Origin of the sequence: Rossellomorea vietnamensis (assembly GCF_008180615.1) — a bacterium.
Classification (GTDB): Bacteria; Bacillota; Bacilli; order Bacillales; family Bacillaceae_B; genus Rossellomorea; species Rossellomorea vietnamensis_D.
In genome coordinates this window covers 108,545-127,080 of the sequence record NZ_VTEH01000005.1, presented here as the reverse complement: position 1 = coordinate 127,080, position 18,536 = coordinate 108,545, and the positions used below count along the sequence as shown (strand labels likewise).

General features: G+C 42.3%; 20 protein-coding genes and 1 riboswitch. Of the genes, 7 read left to right on the top strand and 13 right to left on the bottom strand.

The window, feature by feature from the left end; translation table 11 throughout:
• Positions 1 to 69: 69 nt before the first annotated feature.
• The 6 genes from abc-f to queF all read right to left on the bottom strand — a co-directional run bounded on the left by abc-f (position 70) and on the right by queF (position 5,490).
• A complete protein-coding gene (gene abc-f, locus FZC79_RS09315; RefSeq protein ID WP_148946537.1) occupies positions 70 to 1,956 on the bottom strand; it encodes a ribosomal protection-like ABC-F family protein in 1,887 nt (628 codons plus the stop codon).
• 317 nt (positions 1,957 to 2,273) lie between these two features.
• Positions 2,274 to 2,393: an RAxF-45 family protein gene (locus FZC79_RS23835; protein WP_286365363.1), complete on the bottom strand. Its 120-nt coding sequence runs from the start codon at positions 2,391 to 2,393 to the stop codon at positions 2,274 to 2,276.
• 82 nt (positions 2,394 to 2,475) lie between these two features.
• Entirely contained in the window at positions 2,476 to 2,991 is a 516-nt protein-coding gene (locus FZC79_RS09310; RefSeq protein WP_148946536.1) for a GNAT family N-acetyltransferase, read from the bottom strand.
• Positions 2,992 to 3,049: 58 nt separating this feature from the next.
• Positions 3,050 to 3,898, bottom strand: coding sequence for a YitT family protein (locus tag FZC79_RS09305; RefSeq protein WP_148946535.1), 849 nt, complete (start codon positions 3,896 to 3,898; stop codon positions 3,050 to 3,052).
• Positions 3,899 to 4,350: 452 nt separating this feature from the next.
• Positions 4,351 to 4,980: a queuosine precursor transporter gene (locus FZC79_RS09300; protein ID WP_148946534.1), complete on the bottom strand. Its 630-nt coding sequence runs from the start codon at positions 4,978 to 4,980 to the stop codon at positions 4,351 to 4,353.
• A 12-nt stretch (positions 4,981 to 4,992) separates the two neighbouring features.
• A complete protein-coding gene (gene queF / locus FZC79_RS09295; RefSeq protein ID WP_148946533.1) occupies positions 4,993 to 5,490 on the bottom strand; it encodes a preQ(1) synthase in 498 nt (165 codons plus the stop codon).
• A gap of 111 nt (positions 5,491 to 5,601) precedes the next feature.
• Positions 5,602 to 5,648, bottom strand: a riboswitch (PreQ1 riboswitch).
• A gap of 193 nt (positions 5,649 to 5,841) precedes the next feature.
• Between queF and FZC79_RS09290 the strand changes: the two genes are divergently transcribed.
• The 5 genes from FZC79_RS09290 to FZC79_RS09270 all read left to right on the top strand — a co-directional run bounded on the left by FZC79_RS09290 (position 5,842) and on the right by FZC79_RS09270 (position 10,469).
• Positions 5,842 to 7,662: a solute:sodium symporter family transporter gene (locus tag FZC79_RS09290; RefSeq protein ID WP_148946532.1), complete on the top strand. Its 1,821-nt coding sequence runs from the start codon at positions 5,842 to 5,844 to the stop codon at positions 7,660 to 7,662.
• Between the two features lie 209 nt (positions 7,663 to 7,871).
• A complete protein-coding gene (locus FZC79_RS09285) occupies positions 7,872 to 8,543 on the top strand; it encodes a cobalamin B12-binding domain-containing protein (RefSeq protein ID WP_148946531.1) in 672 nt (223 codons plus the stop codon).
• Positions 8,543 to 9,118 carry a hypothetical protein gene (locus FZC79_RS09280; RefSeq protein WP_148946530.1) on the top strand — a complete coding sequence of 192 codons (576 nt, stop codon included), beginning with the start codon at positions 8,543 to 8,545 and terminating at the stop codon, positions 9,116 to 9,118. The genes FZC79_RS09285 and FZC79_RS09280 overlap by 1 nt, the downstream gene beginning before the upstream one ends.
• A gap of 12 nt (positions 9,119 to 9,130) precedes the next feature.
• Positions 9,131 to 9,703: a beta-class carbonic anhydrase gene (locus tag FZC79_RS09275; protein ID WP_148946529.1), complete on the top strand. Its 573-nt coding sequence runs from the start codon at positions 9,131 to 9,133 to the stop codon at positions 9,701 to 9,703.
• A 559-nt stretch (positions 9,704 to 10,262) separates the two neighbouring features.
• Complete coding sequence (locus tag FZC79_RS09270; protein WP_148946528.1) at positions 10,263 to 10,469, top strand: heavy-metal-associated domain-containing protein; 207 nt, start codon at positions 10,263 to 10,265, stop codon at positions 10,467 to 10,469.
• Between the two features lie 67 nt (positions 10,470 to 10,536).
• Here FZC79_RS09270 and FZC79_RS09265 read toward each other — a convergent pair whose 3' ends face one another.
• On the bottom strand, positions 10,537 to 10,998 hold the full coding sequence (locus tag FZC79_RS09265; protein WP_148946527.1) for a GyrI-like domain-containing protein: 462 nt from the start codon (positions 10,996 to 10,998) through the stop codon (positions 10,537 to 10,539).
• Between the two features lie 425 nt (positions 10,999 to 11,423).
• On the opposite strand from FZC79_RS09265, the gene FZC79_RS09260 reads away from it, so the two are divergent.
• A complete protein-coding gene (locus tag FZC79_RS09260; protein ID WP_148941294.1) occupies positions 11,424 to 11,711 on the top strand; it encodes a hypothetical protein in 288 nt (95 codons plus the stop codon).
• Positions 11,712 to 11,741: 30 nt separating this feature from the next.
• Here the strand turns inward: FZC79_RS09260 and FZC79_RS09255 are convergent, their stop codons facing one another.
• On the bottom strand, positions 11,742 to 12,308 hold the full coding sequence (locus FZC79_RS09255; protein WP_148946526.1) for a flavin reductase family protein: 567 nt from the start codon (positions 12,306 to 12,308) through the stop codon (positions 11,742 to 11,744).
• A gap of 642 nt (positions 12,309 to 12,950) precedes the next feature.
• Between FZC79_RS09255 and FZC79_RS09245 the strand changes: the two genes are divergently transcribed.
• The gene (locus tag FZC79_RS09245; RefSeq protein ID WP_148946525.1) at positions 12,951 to 14,330 is read left to right on the top strand and encodes an amino acid permease; all 1,380 of its coding nucleotides are present in this window, start codon (positions 12,951 to 12,953) and stop codon (positions 14,328 to 14,330) included.
• A gap of 486 nt (positions 14,331 to 14,816) precedes the next feature.
• Here FZC79_RS09245 and FZC79_RS09235 read toward each other — a convergent pair whose 3' ends face one another.
• From FZC79_RS09235 to FZC79_RS09215, 5 genes are all read right to left on the bottom strand, one after another.
• Positions 14,817 to 15,449: a response regulator transcription factor gene (locus tag FZC79_RS09235; RefSeq protein WP_148946524.1), complete on the bottom strand. Its 633-nt coding sequence runs from the start codon at positions 15,447 to 15,449 to the stop codon at positions 14,817 to 14,819.
• Positions 15,446 to 16,492 carry a sensor histidine kinase gene (locus FZC79_RS09230; protein WP_148946523.1) on the bottom strand — a complete coding sequence of 349 codons (1,047 nt, stop codon included), beginning with the start codon at positions 16,490 to 16,492 and terminating at the stop codon, positions 15,446 to 15,448. The genes FZC79_RS09235 and FZC79_RS09230 overlap by 4 nt, the downstream gene beginning before the upstream one ends.
• The gene (gene liaF, locus FZC79_RS09225) at positions 16,489 to 17,220 is read right to left on the bottom strand and encodes a cell wall-active antibiotics response protein LiaF (protein WP_148946522.1); all 732 of its coding nucleotides are present in this window, start codon (positions 17,218 to 17,220) and stop codon (positions 16,489 to 16,491) included. Before liaF ends, FZC79_RS09230 begins: the two co-directional genes overlap by 4 nt.
• A 127-nt stretch (positions 17,221 to 17,347) precedes the next feature.
• On the bottom strand, positions 17,348 to 18,001 hold the full coding sequence (locus FZC79_RS09220) for a PspA/IM30 family protein (protein ID WP_148946521.1): 654 nt from the start codon (positions 17,999 to 18,001) through the stop codon (positions 17,348 to 17,350).
• Positions 18,002 to 18,084: 83 nt separating this feature from the next.
• Complete coding sequence (locus tag FZC79_RS09215; protein ID WP_148946520.1) at positions 18,085 to 18,429, bottom strand: flagellar basal body rod protein; 345 nt, start codon at positions 18,427 to 18,429, stop codon at positions 18,085 to 18,087.
• Positions 18,430 to 18,536: the final 107 nt, after the last annotated feature.

Genomic DNA, 18,536 nt, shown 5'->3' with positions numbered 1-18,536 from the left:
CTTATTACCAAAACCCGACTGATACTCCGACACTCATCAATAGATTGGTGCAAGCCTCTACAACCTCTCTTACAGCAGCTGTTCAAGCAAAGAGTATTTATCGTCTCGCTCTCTTTCCTTCAGTTCTTTTTCAGCATAAAGCTTTTGGAGAATTTCCAGATCCGTTTCCTTTGAAAGCTGCTGGTCGATGGATGAAATCTCAGCTTCGATGACAAGCAGTTCTTCTTCCAGGGCATCCAGCGATGCAGAAGGTTTTTCTTTCTCCCTTTTGACTTGTTTTTCCTTGCCTGTTCCTTCTTTCGTTATAGCGACAGGCTCCTCTTCTATCGTGAGCTCATTTAGCTTTTCCTTCGCGTAAGAATAGTTACCCGGAAAGAAATACAGCTCCTGGTTATGAATCCAATAAGTCTTCTCGAACAATTTGTTGAGAAAATATCGGTCATGCGATACCGCCAGGATAGTCCCGCCAAAGCTTTCCAGAGCATCTTCAAGAGCTTCCCTGGAATCGATATCGAGATGGTTTGTCGGTTCATCCAGTACAAGAAAATTAATATCTTGGTGCATTAACTGTGCAAGGCGGAGACGCATTTTTTCCCCGCCGCTCAGCTGGCTAACCTTGCGGAAAACAGCTGCTCCATAAAAGAGGAACCCTGCAAGGATATGCCTTGCTTCTCCTTCTGTAACAGTGACCTCATCCCTGAAAGCATCTATCAACCTCATATTTGGATCAGCTGCAGTGAAGTGCTGTGAAAGGTAGCCTGTTCTTACATTGCTCCCCAGTTTCACTTCACCTTCATCCTGCTTCATCTGTCCAAGGAGCATCTTGATGATTGTGGACTTGCCAGTTCCATTTTTCCCGACGAGGGCAGTACGGTCTTGAAAGTGAACGTCAAGAGATGCATTTTCAAAAAGCGGTTTGCCGCTAAACGACTTTCCTGCTTCTCTCATGGTAAAGACCATTTTTCCGCTGCGGTCCCCATGTTCAAAATCCAGCCCCATCTTCTTCCTATCTAATACCGGGCGTTTTAGTTTTTCCATTCTTTCTAGGGCTCGCTCCATGTTTCTTGCCCTTTTATGGAGGTCGGCATTAGGCGGGCTCGCCTGATTCGCCCATTCCCTCAGCCTTTTGATCGCTTCTTTCATCTTCTTGATTTTCTTCTGCTGCTCTTGGTACTGCTGAAATTCCAGCAGAAGCCTCTCTTCTTTTTCCTTCACAAACTGGGAATAGTTTGCGTGGTAAACGCGAACTTCTCCATCCTCAAGATCGATTACCTTGTTGATGGTTTCATCAAGGAAATATCGGTCATGCGAAATGACGATAACAGATCCGCTGTATTCTTTCAGAAAACCTTCAAGCCACTCCACTGCTCCGATATCCAGATGATTTGTCGGCTCATCCAACAGCAGCAGATCAGGCTTTTTCAAAAGTATGAGTCCCAGACAAACTTTGGTTTGTTCCCCGCCGCTCAAAGTATTGAAGGATTTGTGCAGCAAATCAGTGATTTCAAGACCATTGGCTACCTTTGCTATTTCAGACTCTAATTCATAACCGCCCCCCAGTGTGAAAGAATCTTGAAGCGGTCCATATTCTTCAAGAAGGCGCTGAAGTTTTCCGGGATCCTGCTCTGTTCCCATCTTCCCTTCCAGTTCCTTTAACCGGAATTGAATTTTCAGCAGTTCACTGAACGCTGACTGCAGGACTTCACTACCAGTCACGCTGTCCTCATAGTGAGGAATCTGCGATAAATAACCGATTCTTGCTCCTTTTTTAAAATGAATCTCCCCTGTATCCGGCTCTTCGACACCTGCAATTAATTTGAATACAGTCGTCTTGCCGGTGCCATTCCGTCCGACAAAGCCTATTCTTTCGCCTTCGTGAACTTCAAAAGACAAATTTTCAAAAACAAGATTTCCTCCGTACATTTTGCTGATCTGCTGAACACTGCTCATTATCATTTTTATCTATCCTTTCTTCCTCATAGGTTTTTAATGAGTAAGAGGATCTCTGGCTATATCACTAAAGCTGAATCCCCCTGTTCAGCCCCGGTTATTTGACCCCGAGGGGCCGGGTGCTGAAGCTGAATGAGGATTTCAATAGCCTAAAGTTACCCACAGTGGTGGATTTTCATAATTCCTGAAATATAAAAAAGCCATGTATAAGGAAGGACCTTATACCATGGCTTTTGAAATTCGGGCATAAAAAAGGAAAGCGTGACGCGCTCTCCCCCCGTTTTCTATAAAAGTGTGGGTATTGAGACCTCTTACCGTTCTGTTCATATGGAATTGCTAAAAATGGGCATACGTATCCCGTTGACAGCAAAACCATGAAAAATCGCACGACAAATGTAGATATATTCTAAAAATTGACCGTGCAACCCGACAGAACTTTTCATCTCAATACACACCTCCTTAAATTCCTGATTATAATAATAGTATACAATTTTTTGAAAACTTTATACAAGGGGTATTTCAAATTTATCTTAAGAATTTTATCAGGCAAAGATTAAGTTCATCATCAAGCCTGACCATCTCTCCTGGTGCTGCCGGCTGGTAATCATACACTACTCCCTTTCCATCAGGAATATATCCACTTTTAGCATACAGCCGCTGTGCCGGACCGAAATCTCCATATAACCCTACACATAACCCGATACTATGGAAGCCCTGATCCTTAGCATACTCCTCCTGTGCGTAGAGCAATTTTGCCCCTATGCCTTCTCCTCGTTGTTTTGTAACAACTATCAAATCATTGATTTCGGGAATATTTTCTTCCCTGAAACCGGGATACTTGGATGTTAGCAAAAGATGACTGATGCCTGCTGTTGTTTTCTCTTCTGTTTTCGCTGCAAAAACAATCCGCTTCCCTTCTTTAACTTCCATGATGCAAAGCTTCAGGTATTCTTCACTTCTGGTAACTCCCTCTGATTTCAAGTCCCTGGATACCGTTACAAGTTCATTTTCCTGAAGGAATTCATTTTTCACAGCTGCCATTCAATCAACTCCTTTTTCAACTAAAAAAAATTCGCCCTTTAAGAGCGAATTCCTTGTTTTACACCAGACGTTTGAAGTTCTGGCCGAGTATTTCATTCATGTTATGCACGGTAATGAATGCTGTATTGTCGACTTCTGTAATATAACTTTTTAGTTTGGAAAAGTCCTTTCGACCAAGGATTGTGGTAATTACTTCTTTGCTGTCGGATGTAAAGGCACCCTTGGCTGTGTGAATGGTAGCACCCTTTCCAAGTTCTTTTACAATATAGGTTCTGATTTCATCGCTTTCCTTGCTGATGATGACCACTTCTTTGTTCGTGTTGAATTGCTGAAGTGTGTAATCAATGACCAGGCCATTCAGGATAACGCCAAAGAAAGCATACATTCCGACCTGCGTACCAAACAGGAATGTAGACGACAGTGCTATGGCCAAATCGGAGAAAAGAACGGCACGGCCGATTTCAATATTGAAATATTTGTTCAAGATCATGGCAATGATGTCCGTTCCGCCAGTTGAGGCTTTCTGATTGAACACCAGTGCCATCCCGGTTGCAGCGATGCATTGGCCGATAATCAATTGTATCAGAATGTCTTCGCTCATTGGCCCTTGCATTGGCAGAGCCGCTTCAAGCAGCCAGACATACCCTGACAGAGCAAAGCTGGCATAGACCGTTTTCGCTCCAAAACTGAAACCAAGGAATATTATACCTATGATGAATAAAACTATGTTAACCAGGATCATGAACATACCGATCGACATCCCAGGCATCACTGAATTCAGTAGAATGGATAAACCGCTGACTCCCCCTGTTGCCAAATTATTTGGTGAAAGAAAGAAATGAACATTCACCGCAACAAAAAAAGCACCCAGATTCATAAGGAAAAACGATATTAACTTTTTTCGCATCACTGCAACCTCCTTTTATATAAATTAGTTATTAATTATTTTCATTAACAACGGGATTATATAGGTCATAAATACCTTTGTAAAGGGGTATGCATAAGGTTTAATTATTGAAAAAATTGCAAAGGTTTACAACGGTATTTTACTGAAGTGCGGAACATTTTTTTCCTTTTCAGCAGCTTTGGCCTAATCGCTCGAATTTATTGGTTTCCCGCTCGTATATTGTAATTTTCGATCGTATTTGAATTTTCCCGCTCGCATTTCTGTATAATGCACTCGTATATATGTATATTGCGCTCGCAAATCCCTTCAGACACACCTGGCACCCTTTTAACCTCTCGTCCTAGCGCTCACAATTACATTTCTCACGCGACTCAGAACTCTTTAAAGCACTCTTTTCCTCTAAAAGTTGCTCACAAAGAAAAAGACCACCCAAAATGGATGGTCTTAAGGCATTATCCAGCTAATCCGACTTCACTGTCCTTTTCTTTACGGGCCAGCCGAACGAGAAGGTAAACCAGCGGAGTGTCGACTACAGCAACAACCAGTTTGAATAGATATTGTGTACCGATTAAGGCAATAAGCGCTGTCAGCGGCATGGTGCCGAAGAATGCGATGGTGATAAAAATGGTAGTGTCAGCAAGCTGGCTCAACAGGGTGGATGAATTATTGCGCAGCCACAGTTTTTCAGATCCATGCTTAGCTTTAAGCTTGTGGAAAATTGAAACATCCAGGTTTTGACTGACAAAGTAAGAAATCAGGCTTGCCAGAGTAATGCGGAAGCTTCCGCTGAGGATGGACTCAAATTCTCCCTGCATCCCAAAGAACGGAGCCGCAGGCAGTTGGATAGCTGCTGCTATGAACACAAGTGCAAATACCTGAGTCAGCAGTCCCGCTCTGACAGTCGAACGGGCAGCATCTTTTCCGTATACTTCGCCAATGACATCTGTAATTGGATAAGTGAAAACATAGACGATCACTGCAGCGGGCAAAACAGCCCAATCTCCAAGACTGAAGAGTTTTACAGCTAATATATTTGAAAGAATCAGAAGACCGACAAAAAGAGAATTGAGATAGATCAGCATGCTCATTTCTTCTTACCGGTTATCGATTGTTTCCGGATAGAGATCATGATTCATCATCCGGTAATCGGCCATTTTTTCAAATTTGGTATCTTTCTTTCCATAGTTGCAATATGGATCGATGGAAATTCCGCCTCTTGGAGTAAATTTTCCCCAGACTTCGATATAGCGCGGGTCCATTAATTCTATCAAGTCATTCATGATGATATTCATGCAGTCCTCATGGAAGTCACCGTGATTGCGGAAGCTGAAGAGATAAAGCTTCAATGATTTACTCTCCACCATCTTAATATCAGGGATATAGCTGATATAAATGGTTGCAAAGTCAGGCTGCCTTGTTTTTGGACAAAGGCTGGTAAACTCCGGACAGTTGAACTTGACGAAATAATCTCTATTTGGATGCTGGTTATCAAAGGTTTCCAGCACTTGCGGTGCGTATTCAAATAAATAATCTGTTCCTTGGTTTCCCAGTAATGTTACATCTTGAAGTTGTTCATCTTTTCTTCCAGACATAGTAAAAATCCTCCCTTTATTTACCTATAAAGAGAATTCACAGCCAAAAGTTTATGATGAGGGACATAAAAAAAACCATATCCGGCATGGATATGGTTACGAATGTAAGTCTCATCCATAGTTTTTTATAGAGGGTTTGGGCTATGAACCTCTCCTGCGATAGGAAACTATTTAATTAACACCTTTTATAGTAGGGCAGCACGAGTAGAATGTCAACAGGTAAAACAGAAAGCGATTACAATAATACAATAATTATTTTTATTTTCAGACTTCTTGTTAGAGCAGGTTTCAACTTCTTCTAAGATGGATATATATTATTCTACGATATTATCAAATTGGAGGTAGACGCTCATGTTTAGTGGGTTAACATTCACCATTATCTCTTGTTTGTTTTTCATGGGACTTGTTGCATGGATTTCATACATAAAGACTAAAGGTTCTGTAAATGATTCTGATGGTTATTTTCTGGCAGGCCGGGGACTGACCGGTACGTTCATTGCCGGTTCTCTCTTGCTGACAAACTTATCGGCTGAGCAGCTGGTGGGATTAAACGGACAGGCGTTCCGTACCAATCTTACCAATATGGCTTGGGAAGTAACTGCAGCTTTTGCAATTATTATAATGGCGATTTATCTTTTGCCTAAATATCTTGGGAGAAGTTTTACAACCCTCCCGGAATTTCTCAGCCAGCGATATGACGAAGGAGTCAGGAAGTATACCGTCATCCTTTTCATGCTGGGATATGTATTTGTCACGATTCCTTCTATGCTTTACTCAGGCGCGCTTGCAGTATTAAAACTGTTTGATGTTCCCGAACTTCTCGGCATCAGCTATTCACAATCAGTGTGGCTTGTTATCTGGGTGATCGGAATCATTGGAGCTGTTTATGCGATCTTTGGCGGTTTAAAAGCTGTAGCCGTATCAGATACGATCAATGGTGTAGGACTGCTTATCATTGGTATCCTTGTGCCGGTCCTTGGTTTCTTTGCACTTGGTGATGGAAACTTTATCGGCGGCATGAAAGAAGTGGCCACAACAAATCCTGAAAAATTGAATTCGATTGGTTCGAGTGAGGATTCGGTTCCTTTTTCCACCATATTTACAGGAATGATCTTTGCGAATCTGTTCTACTGGGCAACGAATCAATATGTGATCCAGCGGACGTTAGGTGCCAAGAACTTGGCTGAAGGGCAGAAAGGTGTCATCTTCTCAGGATTTTATAAGCTTCTCGTTCCATTCATGATGATGATTCCTGGAGTCATTGCTTTCCATTTATATGGTGACTCTTTAAGATCAGTTGATTTGGCTTATCCTACTTTGATAGCCAATATTCTTCCAAGTTACTTAACCGGGTTCTTCCTGGCTGTTCTATTGGGAGCTGTACTCAGTTCTTTCAACTCCCTTCTCAACAGTGCGGCTACTCTATTTGCTTTAGATATCTATAAGCCTCACTTTAATAAGGAGGCGAATGACCAGCAGCTGATTTCCGTGAGTAAGAAGTTTGGTATTTTGCTGGCTGTCATTTCGATGTCAATTTCACCGATGCTTATGAATGCCACTGAGGGACTGTGGGATCTTATCAGGCGGTTCACTGGATTTTTCAACATCCCGATTGTCGTCATCCTGCTTGTAGGAGTTCTTTCAAAACGTATTCCTTCACTTGCGGCCAAGACGGTCATCATTTTCCATGTCATCACCTATTATATGCTGGTGTGGGGTACGAACCATCTATTTGGATATGAACTAGGCATTAACTTCATTCATATTTATGGCATTCTCTTTACGATTGAAGTATTGATGATGATTGTTATCGGTAAGTGGAAGCCGCTCGAGAAGGCTTATCACTATGAGGCAGATTCCAAAGTAGCTATGACACCATGGAAATATGCTTTGCCGATGTCGATTACCCTTCTCGCTTCTGTAGCGATTGTTTATGTAATTTTCTCACCGATTGGTTTAGCCTATAGCGATGGTATCGTTTCTGCCTGGTTCTGGCCGATCATTATAGGCATTGCAACGGCAGGGGGACTTCTTATAGCTTATGCGTTGAAACATTGGAATAAGAAATATGCAGGGTATCTTGAAAGAGGATATCCAAAGAAAGAGCTCAATCCTGTCAAAAAAACTATCAACAAGCTAAATCCAGCACTTTCAAGCAAGAATGAAAATTAAGATGGATAATGTGGAAAACAAGGACCGGATTCGGGTCCTTGTTTTCTGTGTTTACCTGATCTACATATTCTATCCATTCCTTCAAATTAGTAATATGGACCATTTATAGTCTCTCGCTTTTCTTTTACAGCATTACGTACTAGAATAGGGATAATAGACAAATCCATCTACAAAATTATCAATGACAAACTATTAATGGAGTGTCCCATTTGCAAAAACAAATTAGAAAACTAACTGAAATGGCGATTGCCGGCGACCTCCCAGAAATCCATAAGTGGTACCAGGAAAACCGGGAACTGCCTCTATCGACTATAGAATTTTATGAAAAGATCCTGAAGCCTGTCATGGAAAGTGTCGGCAGTCTTTGGGAAAAGAATAAGATCACTGTTGCAGAAGAACATCTTGCAACCGCAAGCATTGACTACCTCATGACTCAGCTGAGATACCAGATTGTCCATCCCGGGGAATTGAAAAAGTCCCCTTCCATTCTTTTATTTTGTCTTGAAGGCGAGCAGCATTCCCTTGGATTAAAGATGGTTTCTGACGTTTTCAGGGAGAGTAAGTGGAATGTTAAATTCCTTGGTTCCAGCGTACCTACTGAAGAAGTCATCAAAACCATCGATAAATGGGAACCTGATGCCATTGGAATATCCATTGCACTTTCCCCCCTTCTGCCCAAATTGAAAGACTGCTTAACCCTGATTTCAGAGGTCAGAAAAGATGTGGATATACTCGTGGGAGGGCGCGTCGTTTCTCTTTATAACTTAGAAGATTTCGGAATTGATAATGTCCATTTTTGCCGCGATCTCAGGGATATCGAGTCGTTTGCCTTGAATGCACAGAAAAAATCCCAGCCCGTCTTATCTAAAGGTGATTCATAATGGAAGAACTATATTATATCCCCATCCCTCTTTTTATATTAGATGCCCATCTGAATATCGAAGAAGCTTCATTAAAAGGAGCAAAGCTGATGCAGGGTCCAAGTTTTCTTGATATGATAGAAGAGGAAAGCGCAACAAAATTTTCTAAGTATTTTCACCGGCATTCCTCCGGGTCGATTGAAATCAACTTTACATCTAAGGAAATGCCCAATATGCCTGTTTTGCATGACGTCCACTTTCAATTTGTGGAAATAAAGCAGAAATACTTTGTGGCGGTCATCAGTAAAGCAGCTGACTACTCTGAAGTTTCAAAAAAACTGGACAGAATTCAGAAACAGCTTTGGAACCCGAATCAAGAGGATGCGTTTCAAAAGCAGCTGCATCCCAGTTCCTTTCACCTTGATTCTGCTGCCGGCCAGATCCGTAAACAGGAGAGTGATATCCAGTCAGCCCTTGAACAGCTTAAGCAGCTTAAAGAGCAGTTAGAAGACCTCGAGCCGGAAAAACAAGACATGGTGAAACAATGCATGAAAATAGAAGAAACTCTAAAAAACAATATAAAATCAGATCAATAGTGGAGGTACCTTATGTCTCTTTTAAATGACATTCTTTCCTTTAATAACAAATTTGTTTCTGAGAAAATGTATGAGTCTTATATTACAACAAAGTTTCCTGACAAAAGGCTTGTCATTTTGACATGCATGGATACCAGATTGGTTGAGCTGGTTACTAAATCAATCAATATGAAAAACGGTGATGTTAAAATCGTACGCAATGCAGGTGCGGTCGTTTCCCATCCATTCGGAAGCATCATGAGAAGCTTGGTACTCGCGGTTTATGAACTCCAAGCTGATGAAGTACTTGTCATCGGCCATCACGACTGTGGAATGGCAGGTTTAAATGCCGATAAAGTTAAATCAAGCATGATTGAAAGAGGAATAGGTGAAGAAACATTTGATACACTGGAATATGCAGGAATTAACCTTGATGAATGGCTTACCGGTTTTTCAAGCGTGGAAGAGAGTGTCGCGCACAGCGTAAAAATGATCCGAAAACATCCTTTGATGCATGAAGAAGTCCCGGTCCATGGATTGGTCATCGATCCTTCCACAGGGAAGCTGGATCTCGTCACTTCAGGATATGAACTTCCAGAAAAATAGCATTAAAAAAGCATCCATTTTGTTAACGGGTTCTGTTTTCGAGTACTGAATTAACAATTACACAATAAAAGGAGTGTCAAATCGCATTGATTTCGACACTCCTTTTTGGTTGATTTAGCGGTATTCTTGCTGTTATATCTGTTCAATTGGTTAAACAAAATTCACCCCAAACAGAACTTTTTGCTCTTCAAAATTTGTGACACAATTTCCTATACACTTTGAATCCTAACATTAATATGAAGGAGAGTTGTTAATATAAAAAATCTAGTAATGATTCGATTGGAACGGAAGGTGCGTGAACTCCTGCGGGACTAGCGTGACAGGTGAGACCCCACAGGCGAATCTAGCTTCACCGCACGCCCCGCGGAGTCACGCATCTGAAGTGGAAATCACTCTACCATTTCTTCTTTGGCTAATTAGAAGTTTGTACTTCAAAACAGAACCCGTTACCATATTGAATGCTTTTTTATGCTCTAAGCGTATCCTCATCCATCTACATACTTCATGGATATTCGGGTATATATAATTAGAATATCAATTATTGAAAGGAGTATGACTGATGGATGAAATGACTTTACGAGTAAAAGAAGCGACGGATCGTGCAGCAATACAAAATTTAGAAAACGCCTTATTAAGCCTTGATGGAATTGAAAGAGCCCTGGTAGATACAGGAGACGGCGAAGTGAAAATCACTTATAACAGTGATAAGATTTCCCGCGGGGAAGTAGCAGAAATCATTCAGCAGAATGGCCTTCACGTACAATAAATAGGGTACTCTCCATCGATGTATTTTAAAACTAAGCGTAAAAAAAGAATCCCGAGGGATTCTTTTTTTAGATTGAAACTGGTATATGAATAATTAGTTTCGGATCATCCTGATTGGGATCATGATCGGCAGGGTACTCTTCAAGATGCTGCAGAATCTGTTGATTCAACCGATAGCCCTTCTCCTCTATCCAATTGTATAACACATCGTAGGAAGCCAGGATTTCAGGTCCCTCATGTTCTAGTACGGCATACGTATAAGCAGGCACTTCTATAATTTCTAGACCATATCGAATCTCCTCGATTTCTCTTACTTCCTGGCATAAATAATAGGTAAAACCTCCAGTAAGATTATGATAGGATAACCCTTTTACAATCCCTGGTTCTGTTCTGTATTCAATTCCATCGGAAATCTCTCTCAGGTCAAGGAACAGCTTTTGGATGCCTCCTTGAGAAGCCTCAGCAAATGTCCCCTGCCATTTCAAACCCAATGCCTTGAATCCTTCTTTTTTTACAATTCTTGGTTTCATCTTTCCGCTCCTATCCTAGGTTCAGGTTTTAAAATATTTTCTATTATTTTTTTAACGCCTAATCTTTACTTTTCTTCCATCCATTATTTCACAGCTAGTATGTAAAGTATTTACCCAGAAAAAAATTTTTAATGGCATTCTTCAATTATTTCTTCGATGCCTCTCTTTGTCTTAATAAGCCTGCGCTTTCGAAAATTTCCTATTCATATTCACTTTTTGCTGCTTCCCCTAACCCCCCTATAAATCGTGAACTTCCTATTCAGCAACAATATGTATTGAAACGTACCACTGGAACCGGCCTATCAGGGTCAAAAAAACTTATGCAAGCAGAAAGATTGTTTTAGAAATCCCTTAACTTTTTTGGTATTTTTCCATACACCTCATTCCTGCTTTCATCATACTCTAAAGTGAAGGAGGTGGTTGATTTGCTTTCGCGTATTAAATGGCTTTCATTCTCTATAGAAGCCTTTCTCGCTCTTCCTATTTTCGGGAGTGTCGCTTCTGAATTGATGCCCTTTTATCTTTGTTTCATCGCTGTTTGGCATGCTTGCGTCCTAATGGTTTCAAAATCAGAAGATCAACCGGTTCTCGGCAGTGCTTTTGGGATAATTGCTTCCTTTTTGAACTTCTTTCCTTATGTACGGATTGCCGCACATGCTGTCACTGCATTCATCTTATATTTCGAAATCAAAAAAGCTCCCGGAATGGAGTGAACACCGCCGGCTCACCTGCTGAACCGGCTTTTACTTTTTCTTGTTCACCGCACAATCCTCTATCTTGGTCGTTTCATCCATTACCGCATATAAAGATCTCCCCAAATACAAAGGGATGGCTAACTTCTCGAAGTCAGGCAGTCCTTTTTCATCAAATAGCTCATCATCTTTATAAAACGTTGTTATATCAGCAGCAAACCAATCGTGGTCCCCGTATGAATTAACATCGATGGTTTTACATTCATAAGCTACATAAGCTTCTTTTAAAATAGGCGCATTGGTGGTTCTTCCGCGTTCAAACTCCATCTTGCCTATTTCGAATTTATTTTCCTCACTGCCTGAATATACTCCTGATTGTTGAATGAATTCTGCATATTGGGCCGGAACAAAGTTGATTGCAAACTCCCCTGCCGCCTTGACTAATCCGTATGTATGTCTTTCTCTCCCTATTGCCACGCCATAAATGGGCGGCTCGTATGAAATATAGGAGTGCCATCCAGCTGCCATAATATTATCTTCACCTTGGTGGGAGACCGTAACAAGAGCCACCATCCCCGGATAACTGTGCATCACTGTTTTTTCCTGAATTCTTCTCATATTATCACCTCTGTTATTATTATCACACACTTCGGAAATATCTGTCACTTGTAAGAACAAAAGCGGAAGCGCCTTGATCAGCCCCGACAGGCAAATGTTCTCAAGAGAAAAAAAGGCGCTCTTTCCTTTTATTCTCTTGAGGTTATTTGACCCCGAGGGGCTAGGCGCTGCAGCTGGACGGATCAAAAGCGGAAGCGCCTTGACCAGCCCCGACAGGCAAATGTTCCTCAGAGAAAAAAAGGCGGTCTTTCCTTTTATTCTCTGAGGGTTATTTGACCCCGAGGGGCTAGGCGCTACAGCTGGACGGATCAAAAGCGGAAGCGCCTCGATCAGCCCCGACAGGCAAATGTTCTCAAGAGAAAAAAGGCGCACTTTCCTTTTATTCGCTTGAGGTTTTTTGACCCCGAGGGGCTAAGTCCGTTCCAATGGATTCGGAACCTCATGCGCTGCAACTCGACGTGAATAACATAGCTTTAAGTTACCCACAGAGGGTGTTTTACAATTTCCTAAGCAGCAAGAAAAAATAGGGCAGGCATTATGCTCTCCGTTTAAGTCCGGATTAATTTTCCTTCTATATTAAACTTCTCTTAAGTGCAACCTAGGGGATGACGATTCGTTCGAGTAATATGAAGGAGGATTTATATGAGCAGTGCTGGATGCGGGACTGGCAGCGGCAGCCAAGGCAATAGCGGCAGTTCCGGTAAAGGAGATTTAAAGTGGTGGCAGCTGTCACTGATGGGGGTCGGATGCACGATCGGCACCGGGTACTTCCTCGGGTCAAGTATCGGGATCAAGCACACTGGCCCTTCCATTGTATTTGCGTTTATTTTAGCGGCAATCGGGACTTATATCGTTTTTAATCTGCTGGCAAAGATGACAGCAGAAGATCCCCAGGAAGGATCATTTTGTTATTATGCCAATAAAGCTTATGGAAAATGGGCAGGGTTCAGCTGCGGATGGAATTACTGGTCATCCAATATCCTGATTATGGGAAGCCAGCTGACAGCCCTTTCGCTTCTTTCACAGTTTTGGTTCGAAAAAGTCCCTCTGTGGGTGTTTGCAGCAGGATATGCTGTATTGTCGATTTTAGTTGTTCTGCTTGGAACAAAAGGATTTGATAAAGTTGAGGATATCCTTGCTGTCATTAAGACAGCAGCTATTATCATGTTTATCATACTGGCCGCGGCTGTGCTGTTTGGCTGGATTAATGGCGGCGGAGGCAAGCCAGCTTTCCCTTCATCAACAGGAAAGCTGTTTCCGGAAGGATTTAAGGGCTTCTGGTCGTCCCTTATCTATGCATTTTATGCTTATGGCGGTATTGAAGTCATCGGCTTAATGGCCATGCAGCTAAAGAACAAGGAAGATGCACCTAAGGCAGGGAAAATCATGCTTATTCTCCTGCTCATTATCTATGTGATTTCACTTGGACTGGCCGTTTTATTGGTGTCTTATGATAAATTCACACCGGATGAAAGCCCATTCGTCACAGCCCTGAATGGCACAAACCTTAAATTTTTCCCACATGTATTCAATGGGGCTATTATTATTGCCGGTTTTTCTACTATGACGGCCGCTTTATTCGGGGTAACCAATCTCCTTGTCACGATGGCAAAGGATGGGGATGCTCCAAAGCTTTTCTCGAAGAAACTTGAGAAATTCAAAAAACTTCCGCTACCTTCACTTGGTTTAGCAGCAGCGGGACTTTTGCTTTCTGTCATTACCGCTCTGCTCCTGCCAGGGAAGATTTATGAATACATTACGACAGCTGCCGGAATTTTGATTTTGTATAACTGGGCTTTCATCATTATTTCAGGCCTGAAAATCCTGGAGAATAAAATGTGGAGTAAAGCTCTCGGAATCTTCGGGATGGTTCTGCTTCTGGCAGCAGTAAGCGGTACTATCATGGAAAAAGAGATACGCTTCGGCTTCTTCATTTCCCTGCTGCTTGTCGCCCTGATTGCCATTGCTGCCTTTATAATGAAAAAGAAAAAATGGGACAAAGAGCAGCAAACAAGCGGGTAGAACCAAAAGCGGAAGCGCCTTGGTCAGCCCCGACAGGCAAATGTTCTCAAGAGAAAAAAGGCGCTCTTTCCTTTTATTCTCTTGAGGTTATTTGACCCCGAGGGGCTAGGCGCTGCAGCTGGACGGATCAAAAGTGGAAGCGCCCCGGGCAGCTCCGACAGGCAAATGTTCCGACGAGAAAAAAAGGTGCTCTTCCTTTTATTCTCGTCGGGTTATTTGACCCCGAGGAGCTGGGCGCTGGAACTGGACGAAACAAAAGCGGAAGCGCCTTGGTCAGCCCCGACAGGCAAATGTTCTCAAGAGAAAAAAAGGCGCTCTTCCCTTTTATTCTCTTGAGGTTATTTGACCCCGAGGGGCTAGGCGCTGCAGCTGGACGGATCAAAAGTGGAAGCGCGTTGCACAGCCCCGACAGGCTTCAAAATTTACAACTTAAAAAAGGCTGCCTCATTAAATTCCCCTTGATGAGTCAGCCTTCTTCTATTCTTTTTATTCAACAAGCGCATGCTTGAATGCATAAATGACCGCCTGAGTACGATCGGCTACATTTAATTTTCCAAGAATGTTGCTCACATGGGTTTTGACCGTTTTCAGAGCGATGAACAACTCATCGGCAATTTCCTGATTCGTTTTCCCTTCGGCCATGAGGAGCAGTATTTCCATCTCACGGTTCGTTAACTCTTCATGGGGCTGGGAGGTGTTCTTTCCTCTCATTTTCAACATCATTTTTCCTGTGACTTCCGGTTCAAGGACGGTCTGGCCTTGATAAGTAGCCCGGACAGCATCTGCTATTTCACTTGCTTTTGAGGTTTTCAGCATGTAACTTGTGGCGCCTGCTTCAAGTGCCGGGTACACTTTATCATCATCCAGGAAGCTGGTGACGATGATGATTTTGGCTTCTGGCCACTTTTCTATGATTTGGCGGGTTGCCTCGATTCCGTCCATTTCTTTCATCACGAGGTCCATCAAGATAATATCCGGTTTGTGTTCCAGAGCCAGACCAATGGCTGTACTGCCGTCATCCGCTTCGGCCACCACCTCAATATCCGGCTGTGCCGTCAAATAGGAGGACACCCCGATTCTAACCATTTCATGATCATCTACAAATAATACTCTAATCATTCTTCATCACCCTCTGTTTCCACCATTGGAACTTTTACTTCCAGCCTTGTTCCTTTGCTTGGCACACTGACGATTTTAAATGAACCGCCAATCTCCAATGCGCGCTCCTGCATATTCTGTAAGCCATAAGAACCTGTCTTCTCTATTTCACTGTCAAATCCAATCCCATCATCCATTACCCTCAATATGACAAGGGAATCTCTTTTAATTAAGAGGACTTCCAAGGAAGATGCTTTGGAGTGACGGAGGGTATTCGAAACGGATTCCTGCAGAATTCTGAAAAGATGGTCTTCTATCCCTTTATCAAGATCGATTTCTTCCACCTTCCAGTCCACTTCCATTGGCACCTTATTAGATAGTTCCACCAGAAGCTCCTGAATTCCTTCTTTCAGGGTCTTGCCTTTCAAAGCGACGGGACGCAGGTGCAGCAATAAAGCTCTCATCTCCAGCTGTGACTGGTGAATCATTTCTTCCACTATCTTCAACTGTTTTGTCTCGTTGGGGCTCGCTTCTTCTTTTTTCGATTCGTTGATTGCGGACATCATCATGGAAGCCGCGAATAACTGCTGGCTGACAGAATCATGAAGTTCCCTTGCAAGCCGGTTCCTTTCTTGGGAGACGATTTCCTGGATGCGTTTTTCCTGCTCTTCCGCTTTTTCATTAACAAGTTTTTGTGATTGCTTGGTCCTGCGGTTGATTTGCTCCTGTACTTTTACGAGTCCGTTCCACACACCGTTCAATTCGGCAAGGTTGAAAATTTTATGAGAATCTAAAATCCGGCCTTGTTCCAAGTCCAGTACCCCGGATTGGATCTCATTCAGCCTCCTTCTTAAAGGCAAGGATGCCCAAACTCCACCTGATATTCCGATCAGAATGGTGAGGAACGGTATATAGACAATTAAGGGGATGTCCATGATTTCTTTTTTGATGAAAAACTGCCAATCAGGAAGCGGAAAAATGAAGGCGAAGATAGCTGTAAAAACGATGAGCAGGACAATTGATATTATAAGGTTATGGAGAACCTGGCGCTTAAGGATACTCATACTCTTTTCACCTCAAGGTCTCCAACAGCCAGCGCGGTGATGATCTTGACTTTCTGCGGGGCCATATCATATTCGCTTGATTGATAATAAATGGATTGGTTGAACGATTTCGGCTCAACGCTTTCAAAAATGGTCACTGCTCCTGCCAGCCCATTATGATGTATGCTGACTTCAATATCATATGGCACCATGATCACAATATTACCGAGAATTTGACGCACGGATATGACTGAGGTTCCTTTTGGCAGAACGGTATTTCCTAAATCAATGACTGTATCGCCAATGCCGCCCTGTATATTAATATCATTCCACTCATATACATGCCCGGGTGTCTGCTGGCGGCCGAACCAGACATTCTGGATGGTGGATTTTTTTATATAAACGGGTTCTTCTCCATCCGTTAGTGTCTGAACTAAATGCGGTTCAATCCTATTCGGATTTTTCTTGGACTCTGCGAACTTAAGGATCACCATTACTAAGAGCGCCAGCAAAAAGAACCTGAACGCCATTGTGTTGAGAATCGTAAGCGAGAGCCCTATAATCCCGAACCAGAACAAAGCTTTCCCTGATGTTTTTGGAAGTCTTTTTCTTCCTGCATAAATGCATCCAATGGTTAAAATTAGAAAGAAAACAACTCCCCCATCATAAAAGGACATTTCAAAAAGGAGCATGATGATTCCAATCAGCAATATCCAACTGAACCTTTCTGTCCTGAATTTATCAAGCATGGGGGAACCCTCCTCTCTTTTGTTTCATTTTCACAAGCAATTTTCAGTTATGGTTATATGATTGGGTTCTAGTATTTTAACTTCCAAAAAGACGCAGAAACCTGCGCCTTTTTAGAATACCATGTTTTTACTGTGAAATAGAATGAGTTTCTTCTATTTTCATCTCTTTTTCCAGTTGAGCAATTCTTCCATCAATGCTGCTGCGGTAATAGGAAGTGTTCACCCCATGCTCGAGGCGTTCAAGATAGGCTTCCATCTCCTCGAATCTTGAGAATGATGCGTCTGAGTATCCTTCAGATGATTGAAGCACCTTATTCATCCGGTGGTTCGCTCTGGCTATATTTTCGCGCCCCATCAGCTCCAAGCGTTTGATATACATATCTTTAAGTTTATGCTTCATTTCTTCATACTTTCTTTCAAGCTCATCCAGTCCATTTTCTGCTTCCTTCAAGGAAGCTTGAAGCCTCTCAGCCCTATTATTTAAGTTTTCATGCTCACTCATTGCAAACTGATAAAGTTCTGTTTCACCGGCATTGGAAGCAATATCTGCCTGGTGCTTTCTTTTATCAGCCAGCTTTCGTGTTTCTTCAATTTTTTTTGTAAATTCCTGCTTTAATAAATATTGGCGCTCAACCAGCTTCCTCACTTTCTCTACTTCGGTTTCACATTGGCGCAGGTATTGGTTCAGCATTGAGATGGGATTCTTTTTTTCCTTTTCATCCAGCATTTCATGAACATCTGAAGTGATTGAGTTTTTTAGTCTGTTAAATAAGTTTGCCATTTTCATATCTCTCCTTGTTTTTTAAAAGTATGAGGATAGCACCTTTAGAAGGTGTCCCTCTTAATCGCTTGTATATCTTTAAATTAATTGTTTTTCAGGTTCGCCCATTCTTTTTCAAAATTTGTGAATGGATCATCGTTTTCGATGATTTCAGGCTTTTCTTCATTCCACTTCTTCATCACGACGTATAAAAGGTATATCGCCGCCAAGCCGATGATGGCCGGGAAGTTCGAAGCTGAAGCACTTAGTGCCGCTAGACCGATGATGGCCCAGATGACTTTAGCAAAAGTCGAATCTGTCTTCATGAATTGCTTGAATGAGTAGTAAAGAACCAAGAGACTGACGGCCAGGCCGATCATCGGCCCCATATTCGCCAGGAGCACAATGGCTCCAATTCCTCCTAACACCAATAAACCAAATTTCCTCATGTTGCTTCCTCCTTAGGGCTGACAATTCAGCCTGATTTCGAAAGAATGTTTTGTTCTTCCGATTTCTTGTTTCTATCGTACCTTTTTAAAAGGTTCTTCATAACGAG

Coding starts and splice junctions, on each gene's coding strand:
- abc-f (WP_148946537.1), bottom strand. CDS start 1,956: ATGATAATGAGCAGTGTTCAGCAGATCAGCAAAATGTACGGAGGAAAT.
- FZC79_RS23835 (WP_286365363.1), bottom strand. CDS start 2,393: ATGAAAAGTTCTGTCGGGTTGCACGGTCAATTTTTAGAATATATCTAC.
- FZC79_RS09310 (WP_148946536.1), bottom strand. CDS start 2,991: ATGGCAGCTGTGAAAAATGAATTCCTTCAGGAAAATGAACTTGTAACG.
- FZC79_RS09305 (WP_148946535.1), bottom strand. CDS start 3,898: ATGCGAAAAAAGTTAATATCGTTTTTCCTTATGAATCTGGGTGCTTTT.
- FZC79_RS09300 (WP_148946534.1), bottom strand. CDS start 4,980: ATGCTGATCTATCTCAATTCTCTTTTTGTCGGTCTTCTGATTCTTTCA.
- queF (WP_148946533.1), bottom strand. CDS start 5,490: ATGTCTGGAAGAAAAGATGAACAACTTCAAGATGTAACATTACTGGGA.
- FZC79_RS09290 (WP_148946532.1), top strand. CDS start 5,842: ATGTTTAGTGGGTTAACATTCACCATTATCTCTTGTTTGTTTTTCATG.
- FZC79_RS09280 (WP_148946530.1), top strand. CDS start 8,543: ATGGAAGAACTATATTATATCCCCATCCCTCTTTTTATATTAGATGCC.
- FZC79_RS09275 (WP_148946529.1), top strand. CDS start 9,131: ATGTCTCTTTTAAATGACATTCTTTCCTTTAATAACAAATTTGTTTCT.
- FZC79_RS09270 (WP_148946528.1), top strand. CDS start 10,263: ATGGATGAAATGACTTTACGAGTAAAAGAAGCGACGGATCGTGCAGCA.
- FZC79_RS09265 (WP_148946527.1), bottom strand. CDS start 10,998: ATGAAACCAAGAATTGTAAAAAAAGAAGGATTCAAGGCATTGGGTTTG.
- FZC79_RS09255 (WP_148946526.1), bottom strand. CDS start 12,308: ATGAGAAGAATTCAGGAAAAAACAGTGATGCACAGTTATCCGGGGATG.
- FZC79_RS09245 (WP_148946525.1), top strand. CDS start 12,951: ATGAGCAGTGCTGGATGCGGGACTGGCAGCGGCAGCCAAGGCAATAGC.
- FZC79_RS09235 (WP_148946524.1), bottom strand. CDS start 15,449: ATGATTAGAGTATTATTTGTAGATGATCATGAAATGGTTAGAATCGGG.
- FZC79_RS09230 (WP_148946523.1), bottom strand. CDS start 16,492: ATGAGTATCCTTAAGCGCCAGGTTCTCCATAACCTTATAATATCAATT.
- liaF (WP_148946522.1), bottom strand. CDS start 17,220: ATGCTTGATAAATTCAGGACAGAAAGGTTCAGTTGGATATTGCTGATT.
- FZC79_RS09220 (WP_148946521.1), bottom strand. CDS start 18,001: ATGGCAAACTTATTTAACAGACTAAAAAACTCAATCACTTCAGATGTT.
- FZC79_RS09215 (WP_148946520.1), bottom strand. CDS start 18,429: ATGAGGAAATTTGGTTTATTGGTGTTAGGAGGAATTGGAGCCATTGTG.